Below are 15,578 nucleotides of genomic sequence, written 5' to 3'. Positions count from 1 at the left end.
GGCCGCCGACTGGCCTTACAGTCGTCCCGTCCGTCTCCAACAGAGCAGCAGCTTCAACAGAGCAGCAGAGAGTGGCGAGCACACGGTGGACGTGCAGAAGAAGCTCGACGAGATCGTCGAAGCGGTCGGGAACGCCCGCGCCATGCCCATGTCGGCCTCGTGCGTGGTCAACCGCGCCGAGCTGCTCGCCATGCTCGAAGAGGTGCGCGAGGCCCTGCCCGGCTCACTCGCCCACGCCCAGGAGCTGATCGGCGGCCAGGAGCAGTTCGCCGAGCAGGCCCGGCAGGAGGCCGAGCGGATCATCCAGTCCGCGCACGCCCAGCGCTCCTCGCTGATCGCCGAGACCGAGATCGCCCGCCAGTCGCAGAGCGAGGCCGACCGGATCCTCTCCGAGGCCCGCCGCGAGGCCGAGGAGGTCCGGGCCGAGGCCGACGACTACGTCGACAGCAAGCTCGCCAACTTCGAGGTCGTCCTCACCAAGACCATCGGCTCCGTCGACCGCGGCCGCGAGAAGCTGCTCGGCCGCGGCCAGGGCCTGGACGAGCAGGGCTACCAGGACCCCGACTTCGCCGAGGCCCCCGAGCGCAGCGCCGACCCCGAGACGCTGAAGCAGCGGGCCGACGCGTACGTGGACGCCAAGTTCGGCGCCTTCGAGGCGGTCCTCGCCAAGACCCTGGAGGCGGTCGGCCGCGGCCGGCAGAAGCTGCACGGCCGGGTCGCCTCCGACGACCTCGGGGCCCACATGGCCGCCCAGGACGCGGCGGGCGCCCAGGGCCACACCAGCGACGCCGACTACCTGGCCGGCCTCGCCGAGCTGGCCACCCCGGCGCCGCCGCAGGCCGCCCCGCAGCCGCTCTACCAGGAGCAGCAGCCGGAGTACCCGGGCCGGCCGGCGCAGGCCGAGCCGAGCTACGGGCAGACCGAGTACGGACAGGGCGAGTACGCGCAGACGTCGTACGGCTACCAGCAGCAGCCGCAGCAGCCGGGCCAGGACCCGTACGGCTACCAGCAGGTGCCGGACCCGTACGCGGCCTACCAGCAGCCCGCCTACGACCCGAACCAGTACCCGCCCCAGCCGCAGGCCCAGCCGGAGTACGACTGGCAGCAGCAGCCCCAGGTGCCCGCCCAGCAGAACCAGGGCGCGCTGGACGAGACCAGCCTCTTCGACACCAGCATGATCGACCTGGAGCAGCTGCGCCGCTACGAAGAGGGCCGCTGACTGCAAGGGCCGTGGGGGAGGCCCTGGGCCGATTGGGTGCTGAGCGGTCCGTCCAGTATCCTGAATCCTCGGTCGCACATAGGTCCGCGATCTCGGCTGCCCGTTTCGTCTGTGAATCGGGACGATTTGACTCCGGACCGTAGACGGCCTCTCCCCTTGCAGCACCGCACCCCATGATTTCGAAAGCAGGAAACGCCCTGAACGGCCACCTCGACCACCGCAACCCTCTCGTGTTCGATACGCGCGAGCTGGGTCGGCGTCCCGGTGCCCTGAAGCGGCTGACCCGCTCGGTGGACGCACCCGGTTCACCGGTTCTCGGTATCGACGGCGTCATCGGTGTGCCGGAAGGCGCGCCCCTGGAGCTGGACCTCCGACTCGAATCGGTCATGGAAGGGGTGCTCGTCACAGGTACCGCCCGTGCGAGCGCCGAAGGGGAGTGCGTAAGGTGTCTGGAGCCGCTGACCGTCGAGGTCGACGCGGATTTCCAGGAGATGTTCTCGTACCCTGACGCCGATGACCGGGGCCGCAGCAGTGCGGCGGACCCGGCCGACGACGCCGAGGACGACGAGGACAGGTTCTTCCTCGAGGACGGTTTGTTCGACCTCGAGTCAGTGCTGCGTGACGCGGTAGTGCTAGCACTGCCCATGCAGCCGGTGTGCAAGGAGACCTGCGCCGGTCTGTGTTCCGAATGCGGAATCAGGCTGGACGAGAACCCGGGCCACCACCACGACGCCGTCGACATCCGTTGGGCGGCACTGCAAGGACTCGCCGAGACCGTTCAGGACGGCGAGAAGGACAACATGGGCGGCGCCGAACCTGGCGTCGACGAGAAGCAGGAGAAGTAGCCGTGGCTGTTCCGAAGCGGAAGATGTCGCGCAGCAACACGCGCCACCGCCGGTCGCAGTGGAAGGCTGCGGTCCCCACCCTGGTTTCGTGCGAGCGTTGCCAGGAGCCGAAGCTCCAGCACATTGCGTGCCCGAGCTGCGGCACCTACAACAAGCGCCAGGTCCTCGAGGTCTGAGCGGCTGGTGAGAGGCCCGATGTCTGAGTTGTCCAGCGCCAAGAAGCAGGCAGACAACGTCAACACAGCCTCGTCCCACACGCTTCTGGAAGGGCGGCTCGGGTATCACCTCGAGTCCGCCCTTCTGGTGCGTGCGCTGACCCACCGTTCGTACGCATACGAGAACGGCGGTCTGCCCACCAACGAGCGGCTGGAATTCCTCGGGGATTCGGTGCTCGGCCTGGTGGTCACGGACACGCTGTACCGCACCCACCCCGACCTGCCCGAAGGCCAGCTGGCCAAGTTGCGGGCCGCGGTGGTCAACTCGCGTGCGCTTGCGGAAGTGGGCCGCGGCCTCGAACTCGGCTCCTTCATCCGGCTCGGCCGCGGTGAAGAGGGCACGGGTGGCCGGGACAAGGCTTCCATCCTCGCCGACACACTGGAAGCAGTGATCGGCGCGGTCTATCTCGACCAGGGCCTCAGCGCGGCCTCGGAGCTGGTCCACCGGCTCTTCGACCCGCTGATCGACAGGTCCTCGAACCTCGGTGCCGGCCTGGACTGGAAGACCAGCCTCCAGGAGCTCACCGCGAGCGAGAGCCTCGGAGTCCCCGAGTACCTCGTCACGGAGACCGGCCCGGACCACGAGAAGACCTTCACTGCTGCTGCTCGCGTCGGTGGTGTCTCGTACGGCACCGGCACCGGCCGTAGCAAGAAGGAAGCGGAGCAGCAGGCGGCGGAATCCGCCTGGCGCGAGATCAGCGCCGCCGCAGAGGCACGGCAGGCCGCGGAGAAGTCCGCGGCCGACGGAGGGGCCGCCGACACCCCTGCCGACCCGTCGCCGGACACGGACGCCGCTCCGGCCTGAAGCAGAACGTCGAACCCCTCGGTGCCCCGCGCACCGGGGGGTTCGTCCTGTCCCGGGGAGCGGCTTCCGGTAAGAGGCGCCCCCGTACTACCGTCGTCGTGTCTGGAGTGGTCCACCGTGCCCGAGCTGCCCGAGGTCGAAGTCGTACGCCGGGGTCTTGAGCGCTGGGTCAGCGGCCGGACCGTCACCGATGTCGAGGTTCTGCACCCGCGCTCGGTCCGCCGGCACCTCGCAGGCGGCGTGGACTTCGCGGCCCGGCTGCGCGGGGTCCGGTTCGGTACGGCGATGCGGCGCGGCAAGTACCTCTGGGTGCCGATCGACGAGGCCGCCTCCTCGCTGCTGGGCCACCTCGGCATGAGCGGACAGCTGCTGGTGCAGCCCGCGGACGCGCCCGACGAGAAGCACCTGCGGATCCGGCTGCGGTTCGACGACGCGCTCGGCACCGAGCTGCGCTTCGTCGACCAGCGCACCTTCGGCGGGCTCTCGCTCCACGACCTCACCCCCGACGGCCTGCCCGACACCATCGCGCACATCGCCCGGGACCCGCTCGACCCGCTCTTCGACGATGCCGCGTTCCACACGGCCCTGCGCCTGCGCCGTACGACGGTCAAGCGCGCGCTCCTGGACCAGTCGCTGATCAGCGGCGTCGGCAACATCTACGCGGACGAGGCGCTCTGGCGCGCCAAGCTCCACTACGACCGGCCGACCGCGACCCTCACCCGCCCCAAGTCCGCCGAGCTGCTCGGCCACGCCCGGGACGTGATGAACGCGGCCCTCGCCCAGGGCGGCACCAGCTTCGACAGCCTGTACGTCAACGTCAACGGCGAGTCCGGCTACTTCGACCGGTCGCTCGACGCGTACGGCAGGGAGGGCGAGCCGTGCCGCCGCTGCGGGACGCCGATGCGCCGCCGCGCCTGGATGAACCGGTCCAGCTACTTCTGCCCGCGCTGTCAGCGGCCGCCGCGCGCCTCGTCGTAACGCGTCCGGGCGGCGAGTACGTCGTCCATCCGGCCTTCGACGAGATGGATCAGCCCGAGGAGCTTCCCGGCGACCTCACGGCCGAGCGGGGTCAGCTCGTAGTCCACCCGGGGCGGATTGACCGGCTGCGCCTCGCGCAGGACGAGCCCGTCGCGCTCCAGGGCGTGCAGCGTCTGGGAGAGCATCTTCTCGCTGACTCCGTCGACCCGGCGGCGCAGCTCGTTGAACCGGAGGCTCTCCTCGTACAGCGCGCCCAGCGTCAGACTGCCCCAGCGGCCGGTGGCGTGCTCCAGCGTGGAGCGTGAGGGGCACTGCCGGGAGAAGACGTCGAAGGCGAGGTCGTCCGTGTCGCTGGCCATATCAGCAGCTTACGCCCGTACAGCGCTCACCTGGAGGGAGCGCTGTACGGGCGTAAGTGGTGGTCGTGTGTCTGGGCCTACGGGTCAGAAGCCGAAGTTCTGGACCCACCACGGGCCGCCGGAGCCCTCGTGGATGCCGATGCCGATCGTCTTGTAGTCGCAGTTGAGAATGTTCGCGCGGTGGCCGTCGCTGTTCATCCAGCCGTCCATCACGGCCTGGGCGTCGGCCTGGCCGCGGGCGATGTTCTCCGCGGCGAGTCCCTGCACACCGGCCTGGGCGGCCCGGTCCCAGGGGGTGTCGCCGTCCGGGTCGGTGTGGTCGAAGAAGTCGCGGGCCGCCATGTCCTCGCTGAAGTTCTGGGCGAGCGAGGTGAGCGGGGTGCTGGTGGTCAGCGGGGAGCAGCCGACCTTCGCGCGCTCCTGGTTCACCAGGGCCAGTACCTCGGCGCGGGCGGAGGTGTCGGAAGGCGAGGGGGCGGGCTTCTTGCTGGGCGGCGGGGCCACGGTCTTCGTCGGCGGGGCCGGGGCCTTGCTCGCCGGGGCGGTGCTCTTCCTCGGGGCAGTGGTGGGCGCCTTCGACTCCTTGGACGGCGTGGCGGCCGGCTTCTTCGAGGGCGTGGCGGAGGGGGCGGCCGACTTCGACGGGGTCTTCGACGCGCTGCCGGAGGGCGACTTCGAGGGCGTCTTGGCCGGGGTCTTGGACGGCGACTTCGAGGGGGCCTTCGACGGGGCCTCGGGGCGTTCGCTGCCCCGGCTGGCGGGGGAGGAGGACCGGTCGGCCGGGGCGCTGGAGCCGCCCTGCTGCGTCAGCAGGTCGGGGGCGCCGCCGGTGCGGACCTGGTCGGCCGCGGTGGAGCCGCCCGAGGTGTAGGTGTCGCCGCCGGGGAGCAGGCCCGAGGCGACGGCGACCGCGCCGACCGCCATCGCGGCCGACGCTCCGAGGAGCCCGGTGCGCACGGGCACCGCGGACTTCTTCTTCCGGCGCGTGCCCCGGTGCCGCGAGGCCGCTCCGGCCGCGGGTTCTTCAGCGGCGGGGCCTGCGGCGGATCGTCGGTGGCGTCCCATGCGCTGTGCCTTCCTGATGCTCCGGACGTCGCAGCGACGTCACCCGATGACCGGTCGACCTATCGGTCGATCTTGGTCCCCGTACTCACCCGAACGAGTGAGGCTATTGCGACGGGACTGTACGCCATGGCTCAAAGGGGCCGCCGTGCTCTTGGAGCAATTGGCCGGTTAGCGTTCGGGCATGAACGAAGAGGCACGGCTGGTCATCTGGGTACGCGGCCGAGTACAGCAAGTAGGCTTCCGCTGGTTCACCAGGGCAAATGCTTTGGAGATCGGCGGACTCGTGGGCTTTGCACTCAATCTCGACGACGGCCGGGTGCAGGTGGTCGCCGAAGGATCACGTGACAATTGCCACCGTCTGCTGGATTGGCTGCGCTCCGACGACACACCCGGGCGCGTGGATGGAGTCACTGAGATCTGGGACACCCCGCGCGGCGGTTACGACGGATTCGCCATCCGCTGATAGGGGCTCGCACAGGCGTCCCCGATCCGCTCGGTGAACGCGCCGGAGCGAACGGTCACGGGCCGGCCCCGTCGGGCCCCACACCCGAAATGACCTGCGAAAGGACCGCGCGGCGACCGATGGTTGCCAGATGCGGGATGTCGTGCAAGGCTGCGGCATTGACGAAGATCTTCACACCCGTCGGGGTCCCGCAGGAGAGTCGCGCCGCATGATCGTCCGGCCGCGCGCCCCCGGGACACCTGGCTCCACGGGGTGTGATCGTGTTGACCGTCAAACTTTTTGGTGAGACGCTGAAAACCCCGCGCACCTTAGCTGTTCGGTAGAGCTGATATGCAGCAGAACCGCAGTGGTGACAGAGCCCTGCCGAGCACCGCGGGTGCGATCCCCTGACGACCCACACCGCATCGGTCGGTCACTCATTGTGGAGGACCATCCATCATGGCAAAGGCGCTTCTCGGTTACGTCGGCGGTTCCGACCCGCGACTCCTCGCCGAGATGCGACGGCTCCAGCAGCGCGTCCAGGACCTGGAATCCGAGCTCAACCGGATCCAGGACGAGAACGACGCGCTCAACGCCGCCGCTCAGCACCAGGAGTCGTTGCTCGACAGCATCGACATCGACGTACCCCAGGGCGAGCCTGCGCTGACCTGACCGGTGGCCCCCTCGGGGCCGGTCGGGCTGAGCAGTCTCATCAGCCTCGGAACATCTCTCCATATCTGATCCGTCCTGCGTCACGGATCGCCGTCCCCGGACGACCGGGTCCCTGACCGACAGGGCCGCCCGTGTCCGGATCACCGGCAACGCATCGCCCGGTTGCCGTGGCGATGCGCCGTGCAGGACCGTACAGATCCCCGCAACACGATCACGCACCAAGATCATGCACAAGGATCAAGGATCTACGCACCAAGATCTACAGGGACGCTCCGGCGTCCCTTTTTTCTTGCCCGAACCCCCCGGCCCCCCGCCGCACCCCTCTCGCTTACCGTCTGATGTGCCCTGCACCTTCATGACCGAAACCGAGAGGGAAAGGTAGAGTCCGGCGGCGTGCACCTCAAGGCCCTGACCCTGCGTGGTTTCAAATCGTTCGCGTCCGCCACCACCCTGCGGTTCGAACCGGGGATCACCTGTGTCGTCGGCCCCAATGGGTCGGGGAAATCCAATGTGGTGGACGCCCTCTCCTGGGTCATGGGAGAACAGGGGGCCAAATCCCTGCGCGGCGGCAAGATGGAAGACGTGATCTTCGCCGGGACGACCGGGCGGCCTCCGCTCGGCCGCGCCGAAGTGTCGCTGACCATCGACAATTCCGATGGTGCATTGCCCATCGAGTACGCCGAAGTGACGATCACTCGGATCATGTTCCGCAATGGCGGCAGCGAATACCAGATCAATGGGGACACCTGCCGGCTGCTGGACATCCAGGAACTCCTCTCCGATTCCGGTATCGGCCGCGAGATGCACGTCATCGTCGGCCAGGGGCAGTTGGACTCCGTCCTGCACGCCGACCCGATGGGCCGCCGGGCCTTCATCGAGGAGGCCGCAGGCGTCCTCAAGCACCGGAAGCGGAAGGAGAAGGCGCTCCGCAAGCTGGACGCGATGGGCGCCAACCTGGCCCGTGTCCAGGACCTCACCGACGAGCTGCGCCGCCAGCTCAAGCCCCTCGGCCGGCAGGCCGCCGTCGCCCGGCGGGCCGCCGTCATCCAGGCCGACCTGCGCGACGCCCGGCTCCGGCTCCTCGCGCACGACCTGGTGACCCTGCGGGACGCCCTGCGCGACGAGATCGCCGACGAGGCCGAGCTGAAGAAGCGGAAGGACGCGGCGGAGGCCGAGCTGAAGGCCGCGCTCGCCCGGGAGGCCGAGCTGGAGGGCGAGGTGCGCCGCCTCGCGCCCCGGCTCCAGCGCGCCCAGCAGACCTGGTACGAGCTGTCGCAGCTGGCCGAGCGGGTCCGCGGCACGGTCTCGCTGGCCGACGCCCGGGTCAGGAGCGCCACCGAGGCCCCCGCCGAGGAGCGCCGGGGCCGCGACCCCGAGGACCTGGAGCGCGAGGCCGCCCGGATCCGTGAGCAGGAGGCGGAGCTGACGGCGGCCCTGGAGGCGGCCGAACACGCGCTGGAGGACACCGTCGCCCATCGCGCCGACCTGGAGCGCGAGCTGGCCGCCGAGGAGCGCCGCCTCAAGGACGCCGCCCGCGCCATCGCCGACCGCCGCGAGGGCCTGGCCCGGCTGAACGGCCAGGTCAACGCGGCCCGCAGCCGGGCCGGTTCGGCGCAGGCCGAGATCGACCGGCTGGCCGCATCGCGCGACGAGGCCCAGGAGCGGGCCGTCACCGCCCAGGAGGAGTACGAGCAGCTCAAGGCCGAGGTCGAGGGCCTGGACGCCGACGACGAGGAGCTGACCGCCCGCCACGAGGAGGCCAAGCAGGCCCTCGCCGTGGCCCAGGCCGCCCACAGCGCCGCCCGCGAGGAGGCGACGGCCGCCGAGCGCAGGCGGGCGGCGGTCGCGGCCCGGCACGAGGCGCTGGCCCTGGGGCTGCGCCGCAAGGACGGTACGGGCGCGCTGCTCGGCGCCCGCGAACGGCTGACGGGCCTGCTCGGCCCCGCCGCCGAACTGCTCACCGTCCGCCCCGGCTACGAGGTCCCGGTCGCCGCCGCCCTCGGCGCCGCGGCGGACGCGGTGGCGGTGAAGGACCCGGCCACGGCCGCCGACGCGATCCGGCTGCTGCGTGAACAGGACGCGGGGCGGGCGGCGATGCTGCTGGGGGAGGGGGAGCCGGCGGAGGGCGCCCGGCCCGGCCACGTACCGGGGCAGCCGGGGGCCGTGGACCCGGAGCCGCCGCACGTACCGGGGCAGGGCGGCGAGCACGTACAGAACGAGCACGTACAGGACGAGGCTCCGGAGGCGTCCTCCGGCCCGCTGCCCGCACAGGGTGGCGCACCCGGCGATACGGGGTCCGCGCCCGGCGGCCCCGATGTCCTCGCGCTGCCCCACGGCCGTACCGAAACCCTCACCACCCCCGCCGTGGCCGACCTCGTCACCGGCCCCGCCGCCCTCATGGCCGCCGTACGCCGCCTCGTACGGGACACCGTCGTCGTCCCCACCCTGGAGGACGCCGAGGCCCTCGTCGCCGCGCACCCCGGGCTGACCGTGGTGACCGGTGAAGGGGACGTGCTCTCCGCCCACTTCGCGCACGGCGGGTCCGCCGGGGCGCCCAGCCTCCTGGAGGTGCAGGCCTCCGTGGACGAGGCCGCCGCCGAGCTGGCCGACCTCGCCGTGCGGTGCGAGGAGCTGGCTCAGGCCCAGCGGCTGGCGGGGGAGCGGCGCACGGAGGGGGCCGCGCTCGTCGAGGAGCTGGGGGAGCGGCGTCGGGCGGCCGAGCGGGAGAAGTCGGGTGTCGCCCAGCAACTCGGCCGGCTCTCCGGGCAGGCCCGGGCCGCGGCGGGCGAGGCCGAGCGGATGACCGCCTCCGCGGCCCGCGCCCAGGAGGCCTTGGAGCGGGCGATGGAGGAGGCGGAGGAGCTGGCGGAGCGGCTGCTGGTGGCCCAGGAGGCGCCGGTGGAGGAGGAGCCCGACACCTCCGTACGGGACCGGCTCGCCGCCGACGGGGCCAACGCCCGCCAGACCGAGATGGAGGCCCGGCTCCAGGCCCGTACCCACGAGGAACGCGTCAAGTCCCTGGCCGGACGCGCCGACGGCCTCGACCGGGCGGCCCGTACCGAACGCGAGGCTCGCGCCCGCGCCGAGCAGCGCCGGGCCCGGCTGCGGCACGAGGCCGCCGTGGCCTCCGCCGTCGCCTCGGGCGCCCGTCAGCTGCTCGCGCACGTCGAGGTGTCCCTCGTACGGGCCGATCAGGAGCGCACGTCGGCCGAGGCCGCCAAGGGCGAGCGGGAGCGCGAGCTGGCCGCCGAGCGGGGCCGGGGCCGCGACCTCAAGGGCGAGCTGGACAAGCTCACCGACTCCGTCCACCGGGGTGAGGTGCTGGGCGCCGAGAAGCGGCTGCGCATCGAGCAGCTGGAGACCAGGGCCCTGGAGGAGCTGGGCGTGGAGCCGGCGGGGCTGGTCTCCGAGTACGGCCCGGACCAGCTGGTGCCGCCTTCGCCGCCCGCCGAGGGCGAGGATCTGCCGGAGGACCCGGAGCATCCGCGTAACCGGCCGAAGCCGTTCGTGAGGTCGGAGCAGGAGAAGCGGCTGCGGTCGGCCGAACGGGCGTACCAGCAACTCGGGAAGGTGAATCCGCTCGCCCTTGAGGAGTTCTCCGCGCTGGAGGAACGGCACCAGTTCCTCTCCGAGCAGCTCGAAGACCTGAAGAAGACCCGGGCCGATCTGCTCCAGGTGATCAAGGAGGTCGACGAGCGGGTCGAGCAGGTGTTCACGGAGGCGTACCGGGACACGGCCCGTCAGTTCGAGGGCGTCTTCGCCCGGCTCTTCCCCGGCGGTGAGGGGCGGCTGATCCTGACCGATCCGGACAACATGCTCACCACCGGAGTGGACGTGGAGGCCCGTCCGCCGGGCAAGAAGGTGAAGCGGCTCTCCCTGCTCTCGGGCGGTGAACGGTCCCTGACGGCCGTGGCGTTGCTGGTCTCCATCTTCAAGGCCCGGCCCAGTCCCTTCTATGTGATGGACGAGGTCGAGGCGGCGCTCGACGACACCAACCTGCAGCGGCTGATCCGGATCATGGAGGAGCTCCAGGAGAGTTCCCAGCTGATCGTCATCACCCACCAGAAGCGGACGATGGAGGTCGCCGACGCGCTGTACGGCGTCTCCATGCAGGGTGACGGTGTGTCGAAGGTGATCAGCCAGCGGCTGCGTTGACCCGATCGGCGGATCCGCCGACTCTTTACCGAAACATCAGAGGTTCGACGCACCTTTCGCGCACGCCTGGGTACATGCGCTGGGACCCGCTGTTTGACTTCGTTTCTTGAACGCATAACCTCTGCAAAGTTGCTTTCACCTTCAAGTGGTGGCGGGCCGGATGTTGTGCCCCACTGGGAAGGCTCACCCCCCACGTCTGACTTGCGGCCAGGCATCAGGAGTTCATGTGACCAGCGCAGCGACCGGACCGGAGTCCGGAGCCCGAGCGGCCCACCCGGACCATCTCGGCCATGTCATCTTCATCACGGCGGCCGCGGCGATGGGCGGCTTCCTCTTCGGCTACGACAGTTCCGTCATCAACGGGGCCGTGGAAGCGATCCGCGACCGGTACGACATCGGCTCCGGGACGCTCGCCCAGGTCATCGCCATCGCGCTGATCGGCTGTGCGATCGGCGCCGCCACCGCCGGCCGGATCGCGGACCGGATCGGCCGCATCCGCTGCATGCAGATCGCCTCGGTGCTCTTCACCGCCAGCGCCATCGGCTCCGCCCTGCCGTTCGCGCTCTGGGACCTGGCGATGTGGCGCATCATCGGCGGCTTCGCCATCGGCATGGCCTCCGTCATCGGCCCGGCCTACATCGCCGAGGTCTCCCCGCCCGCCTACCGCGGCCGGCTCGGTTCCTTCCAGCAGGCCGCGATCGTCATCGGCATCGCCGTCTCCCAGCTGGTCAACTACGCCGTCCTGCAGATCGCCGACGGCGACCAGCGCGGCAAGATCCTGGGCCTGGAGGCCTGGCAGTGGATGCTCGGTGTGATGGTCGTCCCGGCCATCCTCTACGGGCTCCTCTCCTTCGCCATCCCCGAGTCGCCGCGCTTCCTCATCTCGGTCGGCAAGAAGGCCGAAGCCCGCAAGATCCTCGAAGAGGTCGAGGGCAACAAGATCGATCTCGACGCCCGCGTGGCCGAGATCGAGACCGCCATGCACCGTGAGCACAAGTCCTCCTTCAAGGACCTGCTCGGCAACCGGTTCTTCTTCCTGCCCATCGTCTGGGTCGGTATCGGCCTGTCGATGTTCCAGCAGCTCGTCGGCATCAACGTGGCGTTCTACTACTCGGCGACGCTGTGGCAGTCCGTCGGCATCGACCCGACCGACTCGTTCTTCTATTCGTTCACCACGTCGATCATCAACATCATCGGCACGGTGATCGCGATGGTGCTGGTGGACCGGGTGGGCCGCAGGCCGCTCGCCCTCGTCGGCTCGGTCGGTATGGCCATCGCGCTCGCCGTCGAGGCGTGGGCCTTCTCCGCCGACCTGATCGACGGCAAGCTGCCCACCACCCAAGGCGTCGTGGCCCTGATCGCCGCCCACACGTTCGTGCTCTTCTTCGCGCTGTCGTGGGGTGTCGTCGTCTGGGTCTTCCTGGGCGAGATGTTCCCGAACCGCCTGCGGGCCGCCGCCCTCGGTGTCGCCGTCTTCGCGCAGTGGATGGCCAACTGGGCGATCACCGCCAGCTTCCCGAGCCTGGCCGACTGGAACCTCTCGGGGACGTACATCATCTACGCCTGCTTCGCCGTGCTCTCGATCCCCTTCGTGCTCAAGTTCGTGAAGGAGACCAAGGGCAAGACGCTGGAGGAGATGGGCTAGCCACCTCCTTTTATGTTCACGGGCTGCCCTGGTTCATGGCCGAGCCGGGGCAGCCGGCGTTTCCAGCGCCTCGCAGAACAGCCGCAGACTCCGCCACCCCTCCTCCACCGGCATTCCGCCGCAGAGCGGATGCAGCACCAGCGAATCCGCGTCCAGCCCGGTCAGCTCCTCCGGCGTGACGATCCGGTACACCCCCTCCTCGCGCAGCTCGGCCACCGTCGTGGCCGCCGACCGCACCGCCGAGCGGATGTCCTTGGACTGCCAGGAGGCGTACGTCCGCGCCTCGTGCAGCAGGTGCTCCCCGTACAGCGCCCACGTCCGCTCCGGGTCCTCGGAGACGTGGAGCAGCGGCGTCCGGGCCGCGGGCATCATGCAGAACCCCTCCGTCCCGTAGGCCTCCCGCTGCTGGTGGTAGTACGCCTCCAGCTCCGGCAGATGCGCGCTCGGGAAGAGCGGCAGCCCCAGCCGGGCCGCCCGCCGCGCCGCCGCCCGTGAGCTGCCGCCGACCAGGAGCAGCGGATGCGGCCGCGTGTACGGGCGCGGGGTGACGCGTACCGTACGGCCCCGGTACGGGAACGGCTCCCCGGTCCACGCCGCCAGCAGCGTCTCCAGCAGCTCGTCCTGGAGCCTGCCGCGCCGCCCCCACTCCACGCCCGCCCGCTCGTACTCCTCGGGCCGGTAGCCGATCCCCGCGACCGTCACCAGCCGCCCCGCGCTCAGCAGGTCCAGCACCGCGATGTCCTCCGCGAGCCGCAGCGGGTCGTGCAGCGGGCCGATGATCGCCGACACCGTCACCGCGATCCGGCGGGTGGCGCCGAAGACCGCGCCGGCGAAGGTGAACGGGGAGGGCAGCCAGGAGTTCGCCACCCCGTGGTGCTCTTCGGTCTGCACCGTGTCGACGCCGTGCTCGTCCGCGTACGCCGCCATCTCCAGGGCGGCGCGGTAGCGGGCCGAGAGAGTTACGGGGGTGGCTTCGGGATCGACGAGATTGAACCGGACCACGGTGAAGGCCATGACGGGTGTCCCTTTCGCCGGACGCGCAGCGCCCGCTTGACGGGCAGGGCGGGGCGCACAGTAGCTGACGAACCGTCGGAAGGGTAGGGATCCGCATCGGGCATTACCCCCAAACGGTGCATACGGGGGCGGTGGCTCACCGGGCGGCGTGCGGGGCCGTGCCCGTGCGGCGGCCGTGGCCGATACTGGACGGGTTATGGAACTCGTCGAAATCGTCATCCTCGCTGTAGTCATCGCCCTGGCCGCCGTCGGCCTGGTCGGCGGGCTCGTGGTCGGCAGCCGCAAGAAGCGGAAGCTGCCGCCCCCGCCCCCGTCCACGCCGACCATCACTCCTCCCGCCGAGCCACAGGTCGGCGAGGAGGCCGAGACGCCGCGCGACGAAGCGCGGCGCACCATCGACGAAGTCGGCCTCCCGGACGCCACCGCGCCCGTCGAGGAGGCCCCGGTCGTCGAGGCTCCGGCGCCGCCCGCGCTGGAGATCCCCGAGCCCACCGAGGGCCGGCTCGTCCGGCTGCGGGCCCGGCTCGCCCGCTCGCAGAACTCGCTCGGCAAGGGGCTGCTCACGCTGCTGTCCCGGGACAACCTGGACGAGGACACCTGGGAGGAGATCGAGGACACCCTCCTCACCGCCGACGTCGGCGTCGCCCCCACCCAGGAACTGGTCGAACGGCTCCGCGAGCGCGTCCGGGTGCTCGGCACCCGCACCCCCGAAGACCTCCGCGCCCTGCTGCGCGAAGAGCTGATCACCCTGCTCGGCCCGGACTTCGACCGCGAGGTCAAGACCGAGGGCGGCGCCGAGACCCCGGGCGTCGTCATGGTCGTCGGCGTCAACGGCACCGGCAAGACCACCACCACCGGCAAGCTGGCCCGGGTCCTCGTCGCCGACGGCCGCAGCGTGGTCCTCGGCGCGGCCGACACCTTCCGCGCCGCCGCCGCCGACCAGCTCCAGACCTGGGGCGAGCGCGTCGGAGCCCGTACGGTCCGTGGACCCGAGGGCGGCGACCCCGCCTCGATCGCGTACGACGCGGTCAAGGAGGGCATCGCCGAGGGGGCCGACGTGGTCCTCATCGACACCGCCGGCCGGCTGCACACCAAGACCGGGCTCATGGACGAGCTGGGCAAGGTCAAGCGGGTCGTGGAGAAGCACGGTCCGCTGGACGAGGTCCTGCTCGTCCTGGACGCCACCACCGGGCAGAACGGCCTCGTCCAGGCCCGGGTCTTCGCCGAGGTCGTGGACATCACCGGCATCGTCCTCACCAAGCTCGACGGCACCGCCAAGGGCGGCATCGTCATCGCGGTCCAGCGCGAGCTGGGCGTACCGGTGAAGCTGATCGGGCTCGGCGAGGGGGCGGACGACCTGGCTCCGTTCGAGCCGGGCGCCTTCGTGGACGCCCTGATCGGCGACTGACGCGCCTCACTCCGTACGGCGGACGGGCGGCAGGCTCCCACGAGGAGCCTGCCGCCCGTCCGCCGTCTCGGTACTCCTGCCTCCTGCTCACGACCGGTGGCAGATGTACGCCAGCGTCCCCAGCAGCAGCCGCGCCTGCGGGGGAGCGGCGGCCGTGTCCAGCACCGGGGGCCGCAGCCAGCGGACCGGGCCGAGGCCGCCGAGGTCGGAGGGCGGGGCGGTGATGTGCGCGCCCGGGCCCAGCGCCCGCAGGTCCAGGTCCGCGTCGTCCCAGCCCATGCGGTAGAGCAGGCCGGGCAGTTCGGCGGCGGCCCCGGGGGCGACGAAGAACTGCGCCCGGCCGGTCGGCGTCACCGCCACCGGGCCCAGCGGCAGCCCCATCCGCTCCAGCCGCACCAGCGCCCGCCGCCCGGCCTGCTCCGCCACGTCCAGGACGTCGAAGGTGCGGCCCACCGGCAGCAGCATCGAGGCGCCCGGGGTCTCGGCCCAGGCGTCCGCCGCGCTGTCCAGGCCGGTGCCCGCCGGGACCTCCCGGGCGAAGCCCAGCGGATGGGCGCCGGGGGCCGGGCAGGCCCGCTGCCCGCACGAGCAGGCGCCGTCGCGGGCGCGGGTGCCTGGCGCCACCGCCCAGCCCCAGAGCCCGGTGTACTCGGCCACCGCGGTGGCCTCGGCGCTGCGGCCTCGCCGCCGTACGCCGGAACGTTTCTCGCGGATGCCGCCGATCGTGAAGCCCATGCCCCCTCCAACGGGTCCGAC

General features: G+C 71.2%; 14 protein-coding genes. 10 read left to right on the top strand and 4 right to left on the bottom strand.

Annotated features, from left to right (window positions below):
• Positions 1-85: 85 nt before the first annotated feature.
• The 5 genes from IF17_RS0124345 (at position 86) to mutM (ending at position 4,062) form a co-directional block, all read left to right on the top strand.
• Entirely contained in the window at positions 86-1,219 is a 1,134-nt protein-coding gene (locus IF17_RS0124345; RefSeq protein ID WP_030569631.1) for a F0F1 ATP synthase subunit B, read from the top strand.
• A gap of 173 nt (positions 1,220-1,392) precedes the next feature.
• Positions 1,393-2,064: a YceD family protein gene (locus IF17_RS0124340; protein WP_051884112.1), complete on the top strand. Its 672-nt coding sequence runs from the start codon at positions 1,393-1,395 to the stop codon at positions 2,062-2,064.
• A gap of 2 nt (positions 2,065-2,066) precedes the next feature.
• The gene (gene rpmF / locus IF17_RS0124335; RefSeq protein WP_003965982.1) at positions 2,067-2,240 is read left to right on the top strand and encodes a 50S ribosomal protein L32; all 174 of its coding nucleotides are present in this window, start codon (positions 2,067-2,069) and stop codon (positions 2,238-2,240) included.
• A 19-nt stretch (positions 2,241-2,259) separates the two neighbouring features.
• Positions 2,260-3,084, top strand: coding sequence for a ribonuclease III (gene rnc, locus IF17_RS0124330; RefSeq protein ID WP_026241021.1), 825 nt, complete (start codon positions 2,260-2,262; stop codon positions 3,082-3,084).
• Positions 3,085-3,201: 117 nt separating this feature from the next.
• Positions 3,202-4,062, top strand: coding sequence for a bifunctional DNA-formamidopyrimidine glycosylase/DNA-(apurinic or apyrimidinic site) lyase (gene mutM, locus IF17_RS0124325; protein WP_030569625.1), 861 nt, complete (start codon positions 3,202-3,204; stop codon positions 4,060-4,062).
• Here mutM and IF17_RS0124320 read toward each other — a convergent pair.
• Positions 4,035-4,421, bottom strand: coding sequence for a winged helix-turn-helix transcriptional regulator (locus tag IF17_RS0124320; protein ID WP_030569622.1), 387 nt, complete (start codon positions 4,419-4,421; stop codon positions 4,035-4,037). The two genes, mutM and IF17_RS0124320, sit on opposite strands and share 28 nt — an antisense overlap.
• 84 nt (positions 4,422-4,505) lie before the next feature.
• The gene (locus tag IF17_RS0124315; RefSeq protein WP_030569619.1) at positions 4,506-5,486 is read right to left on the bottom strand and encodes a CAP domain-containing protein; all 981 of its coding nucleotides are present in this window, start codon (positions 5,484-5,486) and stop codon (positions 4,506-4,508) included.
• A 181-nt stretch (positions 5,487-5,667) separates the two neighbouring features.
• On the opposite strand from IF17_RS0124315, the gene IF17_RS1000000138015 reads away from it, so the two are divergent.
• From IF17_RS1000000138015 to IF17_RS0124300, 4 genes are all read left to right on the top strand, one after another.
• Positions 5,668-5,949 (top strand): acylphosphatase, encoded by a 282-nt coding sequence (locus IF17_RS1000000138015; RefSeq protein ID WP_076968486.1) that lies wholly within the window; start codon positions 5,668-5,670, stop codon positions 5,947-5,949.
• A 438-nt stretch (positions 5,950-6,387) separates the two neighbouring features.
• Positions 6,388-6,600, top strand: a complete 213-nt coding sequence (locus IF17_RS0124310) for a hypothetical protein (RefSeq protein WP_003965973.1) — start codon at positions 6,388-6,390, stop codon at positions 6,598-6,600.
• 393 nt (positions 6,601-6,993) lie between these two features.
• Positions 6,994-10,755 carry a chromosome segregation SMC family protein gene (locus IF17_RS0124305; protein WP_030569615.1) on the top strand — a complete coding sequence of 1,254 codons (3,762 nt, stop codon included), beginning with the start codon at positions 6,994-6,996 and terminating at the stop codon, positions 10,753-10,755.
• A 226-nt stretch (positions 10,756-10,981) separates the two neighbouring features.
• Positions 10,982-12,400 (top strand): sugar porter family MFS transporter, encoded by a 1,419-nt coding sequence (locus IF17_RS0124300; RefSeq protein WP_030569612.1) that lies wholly within the window; start codon positions 10,982-10,984, stop codon positions 12,398-12,400.
• 33 nt (positions 12,401-12,433) lie between these two features.
• Here the strand turns inward: IF17_RS0124300 and IF17_RS0124295 are convergent, their stop codons facing one another.
• Positions 12,434-13,414, bottom strand: a complete 981-nt coding sequence (locus tag IF17_RS0124295; RefSeq protein ID WP_030569609.1) for an LLM class flavin-dependent oxidoreductase — start codon at positions 13,412-13,414, stop codon at positions 12,434-12,436.
• 196 nt (positions 13,415-13,610) lie between these two features.
• Here IF17_RS0124295 and ftsY point away from each other — a divergent pair, with 196 nt between their 5' ends.
• The gene (gene ftsY / locus IF17_RS0124290) at positions 13,611-14,822 is read left to right on the top strand and encodes a signal recognition particle-docking protein FtsY (protein ID WP_030569607.1); all 1,212 of its coding nucleotides are present in this window, start codon (positions 13,611-13,613) and stop codon (positions 14,820-14,822) included.
• Positions 14,823-14,909: 87 nt separating this feature from the next.
• On the opposite strand, the gene IF17_RS0124285 is transcribed toward ftsY, so the two are convergent.
• Positions 14,910-15,557 (bottom strand): bifunctional DNA primase/polymerase, encoded by a 648-nt coding sequence (locus IF17_RS0124285; protein WP_030569603.1) that lies wholly within the window; start codon positions 15,555-15,557, stop codon positions 14,910-14,912.
• Positions 15,558-15,578 lie beyond the last annotated feature (21 nt).

This window comes from Streptomyces cyaneofuscatus, assembly GCF_000718135.1.
GTDB classification, from domain to species: domain Bacteria; phylum Actinomycetota; class Actinomycetes; order Streptomycetales; family Streptomycetaceae; genus Streptomyces; species Streptomyces cyaneofuscatus.
This window is presented reverse-complemented; position numbering and strand designations above follow the sequence as displayed.